Raw genomic sequence first — 15490 nt, 5'->3', positions numbered from 1 at the left:
ACTGCATAACGCCAATACAATTCGTTAGATTTTAAAAGTAGCCATTTTCTCGTCTATAAGCATCAATCAGTTCGTTAGAGTGTGACAGATTGATTGTGGAGGCGGCTCCCCGAGGTGCAGCTTTACTCAGTGCGACTCCCCGGCGCGCAGCTTTACCCAGCGCTCCCCCCAGTGCTCCGCTTCGCCAAGTGTCTTTCTCATGAAGCGAAAGGCCGTGAGCGAACCTCTTACGAACTCCAAAGAGCCTATTTGATCAAAAAGAGGCATTAAAAAAATCTAGCGAATTCCAAAGTCGCTATACCAAACAAATGATCACAATTCCGCCCAAATCCGACTACATAACGCCAATACAATTCGTTAGATTTCAAAAGTAGCCATTTTCTCGTCTATAAGCATCAATCAGTTCGTTAGAGTGTGACAGATTGATTGTGGAGGCGGCTCCCCGAGGTGCAGCTTTACCCTGTGCAGCTTCCCGGCGCGCAGCTTTACTAATGGCAGCGCCCCCAGCGCTCCCCCAGTGCTCCGCTTCGCCAAGTGTCTTTTCCATGAAGCGAAAGGCCGTGAGCCAGCCTCTTACGAACTCCATAGAGCTTATTTGATCAAAAAGGGTCTTTTCGCGAAATGGTGGACAAAAGTTGAGATAGAGATGGATTGAAAAGGAGGGAATACTCGCTGAATTAATTGCGGATAATGTCGAAAAAACAGCTTTCTTGTAAGTGAATTGTAAGAATTCAATCCTACAATAGAACTATGTTCGCAGTTATTGTTTCCCAATTGAACACTATTTTTAAGGAGGGAGGACCCTTAGTCAGAGGCTAGGCCTTTTCACTCGAGAGGAAGTAAGAAGTATCTAGTATTTTGAGAAGGAAGTATAAGGTTGTCGTGATTGAATTTGAGGAAAAGAGGAATAATCGTTGAACAAAGTGTATCATCGCATGCTGACTTCATTTGCAACTACTTCTACTCTGATGCGAAAACGTTGGAAGGCCGGGCTAGCCAGGCTATTAATCGCTGCGCTGCTGCTGCAGTGCTTGCCTCTTATAGGCGGGGGGCTGAGCACAGCACAGGCAAATGGGACAGTAACGGAACAAACTTACGGGAGCGGAGCTGGCAGATTCACGGTTCAGTCGAATACCTACGCGCCCGCTAGTAAACTAACGGATTATACGTGGAGCCGAGTAACACTTAATTTATCGCCTGATGCTAGACAGGCTGCTTCGATGATCTATGACGAACAAGCCGGTAATGTGGTGATGTTCGGTGGTCAGGGCAATAGCGGCCTCTTGGATGACACCTGGATCTGGGATGGAAGCGAAAAAAAATGGCAGGAAATGTTGAATCGCTCTCCGAAACCACTGAAACGCAAAGGTGCGGTAATGGCGTTTGACGCTGTAAGCCAGAAGGTTCTTTTGTTTGGTGGAGAAGGTCAGTCAGGTGTACTAGGTGATACGTGGCTTTGGGATGGTATTGATGCCAAATGGGAACAAGTCACGGGGCTTGCGGCTTCTCCTTCCGCTCGTGGTGGAGCGCAGCTAGCCTTCGACGGCGAACATCTTGTCCTGTTCGGTGGTTATACGGGCAGCGGAAATTCGAAGACGCCGCTCGGCGATACGTGGATATGGGATGGTGCGGCCTGGGCTGAGGCTCAGCCAACGGTTTCTCCGCCTGCTGCGTATAGCGGACAGATGGCTTATGATGGCCATAGGGCGGTGCTTTACGGAGGCGATTCCGGTGCTATCACCGCCTCATATGAAAGTACAAGCACACATGAGATAAAATCCATCACTCACGATGACAGCTCGCCACTTCTGTGGAAATGGGATCGCGATGCACAGACTTGGACTTCCACAGACGGCCCTGAATCGTACGGTCGTTGGGGTCAAAGTATGGCTTATGATGGACGTCGCGTTGTATTCTTTAGTGGTGAACGGGATTATATTCATATGTATTATCCTGTACTGGTAGACAATTTGAAATTGCCTTCCACCACGTATCCCACCATGGCTGGCAGTATGGCTTATGGATGGACGGGCAGTGCGTGGGAAAAATTGCCGCGGACGGTATCCATGGAAACAGCCTATCAAAGCGACACCGATGGAACAGGAAAGGTGTTTTCGGTCCAACGAGTTCCGAATCAGCTGCCTTTTCCGATCAGTTACGCGAATATGGCGTTTGATGGCAAAAACTTCGTCGTGTTTGGTGGAAACAGAAGCGAAATCAAAATTATGGATAAGGTTTTTGGTTCCGTTGTTGGTTCAATGCCAGCCGGCAATATGAAAGAAACCTGGGTGTTTGGCTATACACCTCCTTCAGCGCCTGGTATCAAGATGACAGTTGATCCTATTCTCAACTTTGACCCCCAGCATACCCATGATACGGTCAGTGTGATCTCGAATGTGTATGATGACGGGACTCGAACAGTCAAATCGCGAGGTGTGGAATATCGGCTATTCACTGAGACAGGTGATGCTGCTTGGATCCAAGTCCCTTATACGAAAACAGGAACAGAACCAGAGGAAACTAGCTCATTTACTGTTCAACTGGAAGGCTTGACCTGGCACCAAAAGTATGAGGTTCGCGGTTATGCTGTCAATGAAATCGGCAGAGGCTATACGGACACGAAGTCTTTTGAGATGAAAAACGATCCGAATATGAAAGAGCCAGATGTCGACTATGATCGCGTTGGCGCATCGGTCCTTCATGTGAAGGATAAAAAGCGGTTGGTCGCAGTCGGAACGGGTGTCCCCAACTTGCTGCGGAAGCCTCTGGACAACATTCATTATTTCCTGCAAAGCCAGAGTGGTACGCAATATAAGCTTAATTACAACGTTCTCAATGAACGCCAACTGGAACTGACATGGAAGGATGAATTGCCGCCAGGCAAATATGATGTACATCTGGAACATGATTTCTACAACGATTATGTCTTTCCCGAAGGGCTGTTGATTACAGCGCTTGATTTCTACAAGCCGCGCAGTTTCGCGAGAGTAGAAGTGCCAAGTTCATCGGCCAGCAATGAAGTGAACAGCTTGGTGCTGCAAGGACCGTTTACTGAGGATCCATCGGCGGCAAATGTCTACGTGCTTAATGATACGTCTGAGCCTGTAATGATTAATGATTCGGTCATGTTCAAAGGCAGCCGACTAGTCGTAGACAAAACAACGGCTAAGGCCACGATCAGCGGAGAAGGCCGCCTGTATGTGAACGGTGGCGGCGCGTTGGGATCGAATTTATCTTATACGCTGCAGGATGGGCCGTTCACGATCTCATCGGACAACTTCTCCCTTGCACTCCGTACTTCAGAAGCGACGGATTATCTAAATATCGATATGCCTGTGAAGGCAAGCTCATTTATATTTACCAAAGATGGGTTGCGTCTGACCGGTAATCTTCAAATCGGCATGCAGGTAGGGGATCAGAAAGTTTCCGATTCCGTATCTGTAGAAGCTTTGAATTATCGTAATAACCGTTTCGATTTGTCTGGAACTTTTGTGATGAACAAGAGCTTTAAGGTGGGGCCGTTTCAGGTCAAAGACTCCAAGTTTGTCGTGGACAGCCGCATTCCTTATATGAGCGTTCGTGGCACAGGCAGTTTACCGGATACCGACCTTAGCTTCGATCTATCGATGAAGACCAAGCAAGGACGTCTTGACGGCGTTAATTTCGGTATGTATCAGAAAGTGAAACTTGCATCGACAGGTCTTCAAGTCAATTATTTATTCGGTAACGTGGAAAAGCTGGCGGAAAAAACGCAAGTTCCTCAGAAATTCAACGTCACAGGTTCAGTAAATGACGTCATTGTGCCGGAACTTAAGCACCCGCAAGTCAATTACAAGTTCAATCTGCTTGGCACTGATTCGGTGGATATGGATGTGTCCTCCTATGGATTTAACGCCAGTGGAATCGAGTATTATTATTGGCTGCCTGTGAAGAACATGAACATACAAACGGTAGTTAACCCGACCGCAGCTGGCATCAAAGGCTTTACGGCTCCAGGTTTTGCTGCAAAGGGCGATATCAATGTCTTTGATGTTGTCAAGGGAGCAATTGGTACCTATTCCTTCAATAAAAAAGGTTTTGACGGAGTAATTAAAGGTACGGTCTATGTGCCTAAAGGTATTCCGCGTATCGGTGGCGCGACAGTAAACAACGTTGCCCTCACCGTAAATGAAAAGGGCATATCTGGCACTTTCAGACATAATGGAGTTGGTGCCAATCTGAAGTATACCTTCAACAACAACACCATCTTGTTTGAGGTCGAAGCGGAGCCGCCACCGAAGAAGTGGTGGGAAAAAGGTCTTGATTTCATAAACAATGTATCGGACTTTATGGACGCGGCCGAGCCTTGGCTGGACATTGCGGAAGAACTGTTTCTGATGAAGCCTGCTTCCAAGCAGGAGGTCAGCATCGCTGCTTCGAATCCGCTCAAGCGAGTGTTTGATTTGAAGCCGATAAGCTTGTCCTTCCAGCCGGATGAATCAGCGCAAAAGGATGGCAAAGCGCGAATTGTTGACGGACAATTAACGACGATTGATCGGACTCCGATGATCTCAACGGAGGCGACGAGCGGCACGTCAACGACAAGTTTTGCATTAGATCGTTCGTACGAAGCACTTATTGCCTTATCAGGCGATCAGCGAGCTGCTGTGTTGAAAGGTGCTCCTCCTGGTCAACAGTACGAGCAAACGGTGCGATCGGAGATGTTCTATGACGCAGAGAACGCTACGACTTTCATGCGTGCAACGTTGAATGCTGGGAACTTGAAGCTCGCCACAAACGGCAGCAGCCATATTAGCATCAATGAACTTGTGTTTGCGAACGAATCATTGAAGCTTGCGGAGCTTGTTGGCCACTGGACAAAAGCGCCTGAGCGTTCGGTCACCTCGCTGGTGATGAAGGAACGCGGTTCTTACGTGCTTAGGGTTGGCGAGGCGCAGGGCGAAGTGATTGTGTATAAGCCGGACGGTCGACCTTACAGTCTGCAAACGAACGCTAGTAAGCCTGATTGGAACGCCTTCCGCGATGGAAACGGCCAATTATATGTTTTATTGGATGCGGTGGAAGCAGGCACTTGGATGATCAGTGCTGGCACGAGTCCAACGGCGGCGCTGAACAGCGTATCTCCTGAGACTACGATCAGCGATGTTAGACAGTGGGGTCAATCCCAAGCGTATCCAAACGTCTTTGAGATGAGCGGAACGGACAATGGTCAGGCCATCGTAGAAATTTATGGGGCAGATGCACAGACGAAGCTGTATCAGCCAAGCGGTGAACTTTATACGCTGCAGCTCAATCCGAATCAGCCTGGCATGAACGCCATTTATGACGAAGGGCAGCACAAGCTGACGATCCTGCTCAATGAGGTTGAATTGAAAGGGCAGTGGAAAGCAGTGGCTCGTAGCTATACGAGTGTTGTCGCGTATAAGTCCACCAGAAAATTCAAGTCGATCAAGCCTCTTCTAATGGAAGGTCGATTCTCGAAGTTCTTCCAACTGCCGCAGAAGGGCGATTATATGCTGGCTGTCAGCGGCGGTGATGCGAACACAATCATCACGGCTCCTGATGGAACGCCATATAAGCTGAACTTTGAAACGCCAAACGGCAATGCCTATTTGCAACCGGCATCAGATCGGATGGCAACACTAAACCCGCCAGGAGATCCGCTTGATCAAACGAAGATTGATACGCCAACTCCTGCGCTGGATGGACGAGATATGCTTTATGTGTCATTGCTTGGTGTGTCTGCTGGCAAATGGACGATTCAAAGCACGAAAAAGGTTGATGTGCAAATCCAGAAACTTATTGCGCAGTCAGCTATGAAAGCGTCCGTATCTCCTGTATCGGGTGTCGAAAACCGGATACAAGTGACGTGGTCACTGGAAAATACGGCGCCTGATACGACTGTTACGGTCAGTCTTACCGACAGTGCGGATCAAACGATCGGAGAAGTCATCGCCGAAGGGTTATCAACTGCAGGTCAAACAACGATTGATCTACCAGCTTCCATGCAGCCTGGGACTTATTATTTGTCCGTGGCAAGTGCCGGCGCGAACATAGTGCCAGTGTACGCAGTAGCTGAAACGACAGTTGAGGTAACCGCTCCGTATACCCTGAATACGCCTGCGCAGCCTGAAGTGATCTCTACAGGCAACGGGGAAGTATCACTTCGCTTCGCTTCTCTTGCTGGCGATGTGACGGCGTACCGGATTTGGGCTCGCCAAGCTGATAAAGGCCAAGCGGCTGTTCCTGTATGGGAAATGGTTCCGGTGCCAGGGAATTTGCAGCAAGCAATCGTTACTGGCTTGACGGCAGGAGCTTCCTATACCTTCGCGGTATCGGCAGTGGGGCAAGAGCAAGGACGATTGGCCGTAAGCCCTCAGTCCGCAAGCGTGACAGCTGAACTTCCTGTTCCACAACAGGCAAATTTAACGCTAAAGCTAGATGCAGGAGCCCAGGCTGTCACTGAAAGCGAATATACGGCTTATGACGGAAATAAGGAAAAACTGCTGTTAACAGCAGCAGAGCAAGCATCCTTGCAGGTAACTGCGGATCAAGCTGCAACCCTTACCCTGTCTGTAAATGGTCAGCAAGTAGATACTCAGCAAGTATCCGCAGGCGGAACTTACGCGTTCGCGCTACAGGATCTGCTGCATGTGAGCGTGCTGAAAGAGCGGGAATACAATCTGTTGATTGAAGCTATTAATGAACGCGGAGATCGCAGTCTTGTTTACCGCAAGTTGTTTGTTGATCGGACAGGGCCGATGCTGATAGCGTCCGGCGGCAATGATGCGCAAGGCAAGCCGATTTCGTTGAACGGAACGGTGACAGACGACAGCAAAGTGTATATCACGGGTCAAACAGACGCTGGCGCTAAGCTGGTTATCAATGGCACGAACGTTCCGCTTAGTGTTGAAGGACGTTTTGTCTATTATGTTCCGCTTGTTTGGGGGGCGCAGACGGACCGAAATCAAGTGACGTTGACGGCAACCGATCAAATTGGCAATAAAACGGAGTATGGCTTTGAGGTGCTGCGAGGGATTGTTGGAACACTGCCGACGTATCCTAGCGATCTTGCGACTCTTGCGACTGGGAACGCGAAGATGAGTGCGCCTTACGTTTTCGGACAGACGGCTTATCAAGCTTCGGCTTACGCTGACAAGGTGCGCGTATACGCAGTGCCGATGGATGCCTCCTCGGTCGTGAAGGTAGATGGACAAACACTCCAGGATACAGGTTATGTGGACGTGGCTGTGCCTGCTGCTGGAAGAACCGTGGCTGTAAGTGTTCATCCAACCGCTGGCGCTGACAAGCAGTATAGTCTGCAAGTGGGCGGAACCGGATCCAATGTAGCTTTGTTAAACACATTGAAACTGAATAACGCTACAGCAGCGCAAGCAGGTGAAGTACTGCCTGCCCAAACGTTCACGGGAGCAGAAGATTCCTATGCTGTTTATGTGGATAACACAATCAACAGCGTTACTTTGACACCTGGCGCTCTTATGGCGGGATCCAGCATTCAAGTGAAAGGACAGTCCGTTCAAAGCGGTCTAGCTTCCCAGACGATTCAGCTGCAAGTCGGCGAAAATCAAATTCCTGTGACGGTTAGTTCACCAGACAGAGCGGAAACGCGCAGCTATCAAGTCCGTGTAATGCGGGAACAAAGCGGCAATGCCCAGCTTCAGAGCTTGGGGCTGGCTACTGATGGAGCGCAGCTGGTGTCGGCCTTTAAGCCCACTACTATGAGCTATCAGGTACTTGTTCCTTACGCGACAGCAGCGTTCAAGCTGCTTCCTGTAGCTGAGCAGTCTGATGCCGTAATTCGTTTGGATGGCCAAGCGGTAACGAACGGGAATATCGTATCGATTCCTTTGGCAAAAGATGCCCAAACGTATGCGATTGAGGTCCGCGCGCAGGACGGCACTACGCTCACTTACAGTGTGTCTGTGCTGCGACAACAGACATTGCCTGTTCAACCGCCTTTGCTGGCGAGCTTGGAGGTAAGTACTGTTCTCGATAGTGAGTTCAATCCATACAAGCTTAACTATGGTTCCAAAGGAAAGACAACGAACAATAGTGTATTGGTAATAGCAAAGGCCAATGATCCGCTGGCTATTGTAACAATAGATGGCGTTTCCTTGAAAGGTGGCGGCAGCTTTGGGCCGAACCTCAATCTTGGAGAGAATACCATTCTCGTAAGTGTTGAATCGGTAGATTTGAAGTCATCACAAATGTACGCTATTGGTGTAGTTCGTTTAGATGATTCCAGCGAGCCGCCTCCGAAAGTACGTGATACGACGATAACTGGCAGCAATGGGGGTTGGACGTTCCAAACGTCAATCGTTCGGACCACTTCGACGGATGGGAAGATCCTTGATACGGTGAGACTCAATGAATTGAATGCGCGCACGATCTTGGAGAAAGCTGAGCAGAACAAGGATAAAGTTGCACGCATTTATGTCACTGACCTGCCGGATGCACCTGCAGATGAGCGGATTGTAAGTTTGAGCGCTGAATCTCTGAAACTGCTTGCGGATGGCGCTATGTCGCTTGAGCTTATGCTGCCAGACGCCAAATTGGTTTTATCTGCGGAGTCTCTGCAGCAGATGAGCCGTGATGGGAAAGACGCTTATTTCCGAGTGGTTCCGATTCGAGCGGCTGAAGAGCGCAGCGAGGTTGCATCACGGGTGAAAGCGGCTGAGCTGGTGCTAAAAGCAGCAGGAGGGCAACCTATCGCTGTTATCGGTCAACCAGTTAAGATTGAGACGAATTACACAGGCTACAAGACTGAGATTTTATTCCCGCTGGATAACTTGAAACTGCCAGCCAATAAGGCTGCCGCTAAACGAATGTTAGCAGAACTCGCGGTGTATATTGAACATAGCGACGGTGACAAGGAACTTGCGCAAGGAGAAATCCGGTATGACGCCGAAGGCAAAGCCGGTATTGCCATTCAAGTGAGCAAGTTCAGTACGTTCACGATCATTCAAAAGAATGCGCAACAGGTGCTGAAACCTTACTTGTCCGGTTACCCGGATGGCACATTCCGACCATCACAAGCGATTACGCGTGCGGAACTAGCAACTATTCTGCATCGTGTTGGTGTGGAAGGTGCTGAAGGTACCGGCCTTGCAGCAGGCTATCCAGATGTTGCCCAAGGACATTGGGCGATGGAAGCTATCGCTCATATGCAGCGATCAGGCGTGATGCTTGGCGATAACAATGGCTTGTTCCGCCCCGAAGATTCAGTGACTCGCGGGGAAATAGCCAGTATTGCAGCAAGACTAGCTGGAACTGCTGCGGATGGATCTGCACAGACCGGTGATTATAGCGATACTCAGGGGCATTGGGCTGCGGAAGCCATCCGACAAGCGTCGAAAATGGGTATTCTGCAAGGTTACCCAGATGGCACGTTCCAACCTGATAACCGACTGAATCGCGCTGAAGCGGTGCAAGTGCTGAACCGATTGTTTGGACGACCGACGGCCGTTGTACAGGCTTCCAGTTGGCCAGACGTTCACCAAGATCATTGGGCACTCAAGGAAATTGAGTCGGCTTCCGGCAGTGTAGAATTGCTGCCAGGTGGCCGTGTCAAAATAGTGCCAAACCATGAATAAGCGTTAATTGCAGAGGGGCTGTCTCTCAGGGTCACATGACCATGAGAGCAGCCCCTCTTTTTGCTGCTGCCATATCGCCTGCGAACCATAAAAAATGTCTATTTATTTCGAAAGAAAAGTCAACTTTAAGAAAAGCAATGTTGATATAGTAGTAGACAGGATCAGAAGAAACTTGGGAACAGGTCAATGAGGAGGGCTCAGGGTGATATGGGAGCGTTTGGGCGTATTAACGGATGAAGTGTCTGCCCACTTCGAAGAGGCGTTGGACTGGGCAGCTGAACAGGGCTTGAAGCATGTTGAAATTCGCGTAATCAACGGACAGAATGCAGCCGATTTGGATAACGAGCAAGTAAGTGAAATTAGGCGTCAGGTTGAGGCGCGGGGATTGTTCATCTCAGCAATTGCTTCGCCATTGTTTAAGTGTGCGCTGGATCCTTCAAGGCAAGTTGCCGCAGGGGATACTTTTGGTCAAAGGGAAGAAAGCGTGCAGTCGCATTTTGCTAAATTAGACCGGGTTATCACGATTGCGAAAATGCTTGGTACAACGAGAATTCGTATCTTTTCATTTTGGCGGGAAGCGGACCCTGCCTTGCATAGAGATGAAATCGTTCGTTATATGCAGCAGGCGGCAGTGGTGGCAGAGGTCCAGGGTGTTCAGCTTTTACTGGAGAATGAGCCAGCATGCAACGGGGGTTATGCGGAAGAAGTGGCGGCGATTGTCCGTGCGGTTGCATCGCCTGCTCTTCGTGGTTTATGGGATCCGGGCAATGAGGCCTACGGCGGTCTGGAGGCATTTCCAGCTGGATACGCTGCTATGAAGGATGTGCTTGCGCATGTTCATCTCAAGGATGCCTATATCCGTGAAGACGGACAGCCTCATTGTGTTCCGCTAGGTTCAGGCAATGTGCCCGTGATTGCTCAATTGAAAGCGCTGCTCGCAGACGATTATAACGGACTTTTTACGATCGAGACACATTATGTGCCAGTCGGGGGCAATCAGATGATGGGTACCTTGATGTCACTCCAAGCACTTCGTGTTCTAATGAGCGAGGTGTAGCCCGTGACGAAATGGAGATTCGGAATTATAGGCTGCGGCTCAGTCGCAGATTTCCATATCGAGGCGATCCGCCAGATGGAGGAAGCTGAGCTTACATGCGTGTCGAGCCGCAACGAAGCGAAAGCGCAAAAAAATGCCGAACAAGAGAGTTGTGCCTGGACGACGGACTATCATGAGCTGCTGAGCCGTGCGGATGTCGATATCGTCTGTGTGACGACCTCCAGCGGCAGTCATGCCCGCATTGGACTTGATGTGCTGAATGCCGGCAAGCATCTCATCATCGAAAAGCCCATTGCGATGAATTCGCAAGAGGCAATGGAACTCGTACGTACAGCAAAAGAACGCGGTGTTATTCTCTCCGTCATCTCGCAGAGGCGATTTGAAGCGCAGAATCAGGCGATAAAGCGCGTGCTTGATGAGGGAGGCTTAGGCAAGCTGCTTTTGGCAGAATTGTCGATTCCGTTCTTTCGTTCCCAAGCTTATTATGAAAGCGCTGATTGGCGCGGCACCCGTAAGGAAGATGGCGGCGTTTTGATGAATCAAGGCATTCATGGGCTGGATCTATTGTTGTGGTTTGCAGGAGAGATTCAGAGCGTATTCGGCAAAATAGCAACACAAACGCATCAAATGGAAGCAGAGGATCTGGGACTTGCTTTGCTGCAATTCAAGAATGGCGCATTCGGAACGATCATGGCATCTACCAGCATTCAGCCTGGATTCCCAGCAACCATGAATCTGTACGGAGACAAGGGGACAATCAAGTTGGAAGGATCTACCATTGTCCATTGGTCGGTGCCGGGCTGGAGTGAGCCCAGTTGGACACAAAGCCATATGTATGGCGGCATCTCAGATCCGCGAAGCATTGTTTCTGATTTCCATCAAAGTCAATTCATTGATGTGATCGCAGCGATTGAAACCGGGGGAGAACCGTTGGTAACCGGGGAAGATGGCTGGAAGGCGCTGCAGTTGGTTGAAATGATCTATGAGAGTGCGGCAATAGGCGCGCAGATACAAAACGGGGTGGGAACATAATGAGTAAGCAACAGCAGGGTACGAAGCACGTCGTGGACGCATTGAAGGTACTGGTCTATTCAGATCGTTATGTCATGGGAGCTGCAGCAGGAACTGACGTTGCCGCGAAAATCAAAGAGCTGCTGCTGGTCAAACCATCGATTCGGATGATTTTTGCTGCTGCACCTTCACAGAATGAACTGCTAGGCCATTTGGTGGCAGACAACACGATTGAATGGTCGCGTATCACAGCTTTTCATATGGATGAATATATCGGATTACCGAAAAATAGTGCGCAAACCTTTAGCCATTTTTTGAACAAAAGCCTCTTTGAACGCGTAAATCCGGGCATTGTTTATTTGATTGACAGCTCGAATTCGAGCGCGGCAGAATGCCTTCGCTACAGCGAACTTATTCAGGAAGCTCCCATTGATATCGTCTGTCTGGGCATCGGGGAGAATGGACATATTGCTTTTAATGATCCGCCAGTAGCTGATTTCAATGATCCTTTGCTGATCAAAAGAGTTGAACTGGACGACGCATGCCGTCAGCAGCAGGTAAATGATGGTTGTTTCCCTTCTTTTGCAGATGTCCCAACGCATGCCTTAACCCTTACGATTCCTGCTCTTCTCGCTGGCGCTCATTTATTTTGTATCGTTCCGGGCAGGACGAAGCATCAAGCGGTTAGGCGAACATTGGATGGATCTATCTCCACGGAATGTCCTTCGACGATACTAAGGAACCACTCAGACTGCACCTTATATGTGGATCGTGACGCTTATGGACCTGTCTAAGACGCAAGTGAAGGCCATCGATTATGCGACAGAGCAGCCCGTTGTGATGGATATCGAGAACGGATTCATCCAGTCAATAGAGCCAGTCCTTCTGCAGGAGCATGAGAAATCCGAGCTGGCGATAGTCGCACCAGGCTTGATCGACTTGCAAATTAATGGCTATGCAGGCTGTGATTTCAACCAAGGTTCGATGCCTGAAGATCTGGTCGGCAATGTGATCCGAATGCTCTGGCGAGAAGGTGTGACAACCAGCTATCCAACGCTGATAACGAACAGCGATGAAGCTATTACGCAGGGTCTGGAAGCGATAGCTCGCGCCTGTGAGGAAGACCCGGTTGCTGCTGCCGGCATCGCAGGCATTCATCTGGAGGGTCCCTTCATTTCTCCGCATGACGGCGCAAGAGGGGCGCATAGCCTAAGGTATATCAAGGCTCCGGAATGGGAGTTGTTCTGCCGTTGGCAGGAAGCTGCCGGAGGAAGAATTCGCCTTCTCACCCTGTCCCCGGAATGGCCGGGGAGCGGTGATTTTATCCTTCGGTGCTCGGAAAGCGGCGTTACGGTGTCGATCGGACATACGTCTGCAGCATCGGAACAAATTCAGGAAGCAGTCGCGTGTGGAGCGCGCATGTCTACCCACTTGGGGAATGGTGCACAGCTATCCCTGCCGCGTCATCCCAATTACATCTGGGAGCAGCTTGCACAGGAGTCTTTGTGGAGCTGCCTGATCGCTGACGGCTTTCACTTGCCTGATCAAATCTTAAAGGTCGTGCTTAAAGTAAAAGGAGACAAGGCTGTGCTTGTCAGTGACGCGGTTTCTATCAGCGGATTGGCGCCAGGCGCGTACACGTCTCATATCGGTGGTAACGTTGTGCTTACCCCTGAGGGTAGGCTGCATATGGCAGAGAATGAGCAATTGCTGGCTGGTTCCGCGCAAATGCAGCTTTGGGGAATTGAGCACCTGTTGAATCGGGGGATCGCAAGCTTGGCTGACGCATGGAATATGGCCTCTCTCGGACCCGCGAGTTGTATGAACTTATCATCAGCGGCAGGTTTGTCGCCCGGCGCGCCTGCTGACTTCGTCTTGTTCAGTAAAGAAGGAAGCCGTCTTCGCGTGGAACAAACGTTTAAATCAGGTGAATGTGTATTCAAGCGGAATTCACTTCATCACTAGGAGGAGCTATCTTTGAAATTTGCGGCATTTAGCGGTGTTTTTATTGCACACAGCATTCAAGAAGCTATGAAGTTGACCCAAAAGCTGGGCATGGATGGGATCGAGATTGCTGCTCGCGAGCCACATCTCTCACCCACAACGAGTGCTCCGCGGATCAAGGGAATCAAGGCGCTAGCAGCGGATTTGGGTCTGGAAATCCCGGTGCTTGCCGGCTATATGGGCGGCTTCTCGACAGCGAGCGATCAAGAGTGTGAGCAAGCATTTGACGATTTTAATCGTTTGTTGGACATGGGCGGAGAACTGGGATCATCGATGATTCGAGTAGCACCGGGAGGGCCGAATGCTTTCTTAGCGCACGACTACCATTATGCCAAAGCGGCTCACTGGCTGAATAAATGCGCCGAGGCGGCTCAAGAATATCAAATAAAACTCGTGCTGGAAATTCACAATCAGTCGCTTGTAGAAACCGTAGACAGCAGCTTGAAACTGCTGCATCTGATCGAACATGACCATGTCGGGATGATTCATGATGCGGGTAATATGTATATTACGGAGACGGATTATGGCAGGGATTCCATCGTGAATCTGGGCAAGCATTTGTTCCATGTCCATGTCAAAGATGAGATTCGTGTGGCGGAGGTTGGAGCACCGGGCACTTTCCTTAACCTGACGCATCGCGGAGAAGAGGGTTTTCTGCAAAGTCGCTTGGGCGAAGGGGCAGCCGATCATCAGCCCATGTTCGATGCGCTCAAAGAAGTCGGTTATAACGGATGGATAACCTTGGAATGTCATGCGCCGTATCCTGCCTACGAGCGGCTTGCGCATGATTTTCAAATAGTCAAAAAAATGTTGTCTTGGGAACATGCATAACATATGCTTGGGTAGTCAATCAGCTCGGGGAAGGTGGTCGGAATATGGATAAAGGGAATGGCATGTCCTATTTGCAAAGCAAGTCCCAATTGAATCAGGATTTTCCTTTCAAAATATTTCGCTACTCCAGTCAGCTATTTAAGCAGCCTATGCATATTCACGATTACGTTCAAATCGCTTATGTGCTTAATGGCGTCTGCAATCACCAGTTGCGCGGTAAATCATTGACCGTAAGCCGAGGTGACGTCTTCCTTATTGCTCCGGGCCTTGAGCACAGTTTCCGTGCTATCGAAGACAAAGAGTTTGAATTGGTGCTAATTGATTTTCTGCCTTTTCTTATAGCTGAACAATTAAAACCTTTTTCAGGTACCTTAGGGCCGCTGCTGTACCCTTCTGAGGACAACGTCGAGGGCGCAGCAATCCCACAACCGTGGCTGCATATTGGGAAAAACAAGCAAATATTGTTCGAGCATCTCCTGCAAGATATGCAAGATGAGTTTGAGCATAGGGAGCTCGGCTATCAATATGCGATCCGGATAACGCTGGCCAAGCTGCTCATCTTATTCGATCGTGAGTGTCGCAAGGCCAAACGAAAACCGGCTAAACAACCGACACTCGTCGAGCAGCAGCCGATTGATGAAGTGAAACGTTATATCAATGACAACTATAGTCAAGACATCCCACTCGAGCATGGAGCTTTTCTAGCCAATATGGCACCGGCTTATTTCAGTCATGTATTCAAGAAGGAAACGGGGCAGACGTTTATTGATTTCGTCAATGAAGTTCGTATCGAGCGGGCTATGGAGCTAATACGCCGAGATGCGCACTCGATTACGCAGATTGGTTTTCAGGTTGGTTTCCATCATTTGAGCCATTTTATTCGCACCTTTAAGAAGCGAACCGGGATCACGCCGACCGAGTATAAGAAAACATTTCGTAATTTCCCATAAATCTGATTAGAATAGAGGTCTTT

At 49.6% G+C, this 15490-nt stretch carries 7 protein-coding genes; all 7 read left to right on the top strand.

The annotated features are described in order from the left end of the window. Nucleotides 1-923 precede the first annotated feature (923 nt). The 7 genes from IEY34_RS19300 (at nt 924) to IEY34_RS19270 (ending at nt 15467) form a co-directional block, all read left to right on the top strand. On the top strand, nt 924-9614 hold the full coding sequence (locus tag IEY34_RS19300; RefSeq protein WP_229757728.1) for a cadherin-like beta sandwich domain-containing protein: 8691 nt from the start codon (nt 924-926) through the stop codon (nt 9612-9614). Nucleotides 9615-9816: 202 nt separating this feature from the next. Next, on the top strand, nt 9817-10671 hold the full coding sequence (locus IEY34_RS19295; protein ID WP_189014157.1) for a sugar phosphate isomerase/epimerase family protein: 855 nt from the start codon (nt 9817-9819) through the stop codon (nt 10669-10671). A gap of 3 nt (nt 10672-10674) precedes the next feature. Further along, entirely contained in the window at nt 10675-11703 is a 1029-nt protein-coding gene (locus IEY34_RS19290; RefSeq protein ID WP_189014155.1) for a Gfo/Idh/MocA family protein, read from the top strand. After that, entirely contained in the window at nt 11703-12476 is a 774-nt protein-coding gene (locus IEY34_RS19285) for a glucosamine-6-phosphate deaminase (RefSeq protein WP_189014153.1), read from the top strand. The genes IEY34_RS19290 and IEY34_RS19285 overlap by 1 nt, the downstream gene beginning before the upstream one ends. Further along, complete coding sequence (locus IEY34_RS19280; RefSeq protein WP_189014151.1) at nt 12463-13647, top strand: N-acetylglucosamine-6-phosphate deacetylase; 1185 nt, start codon at nt 12463-12465, stop codon at nt 13645-13647. The genes IEY34_RS19285 and IEY34_RS19280 overlap by 14 nt, the downstream gene beginning before the upstream one ends. A 12-nt stretch (nt 13648-13659) precedes the next feature. Further along, the gene (locus IEY34_RS19275) at nt 13660-14517 is read left to right on the top strand and encodes a sugar phosphate isomerase/epimerase family protein (protein WP_189014149.1); all 858 of its coding nucleotides are present in this window, start codon (nt 13660-13662) and stop codon (nt 14515-14517) included. 44 nt (nt 14518-14561) lie between these two features. Next, nucleotides 14562-15467: an AraC family transcriptional regulator gene (locus IEY34_RS19270; protein WP_189014147.1), complete on the top strand. Its 906-nt coding sequence runs from the start codon at nt 14562-14564 to the stop codon at nt 15465-15467. Nucleotides 15468-15490: the final 23 nt, after the last annotated feature.

The organism is Paenibacillus marchantiophytorum, assembly GCF_014640555.1.
Classification (GTDB): domain Bacteria; phylum Bacillota; class Bacilli; order Paenibacillales; family NBRC-103111; genus Paenibacillus_E; species Paenibacillus_E marchantiophytorum.
Note: the sequence above shows the minus strand (reverse complement) of the source record. Positions and strands in the feature narration are given on the sequence as shown.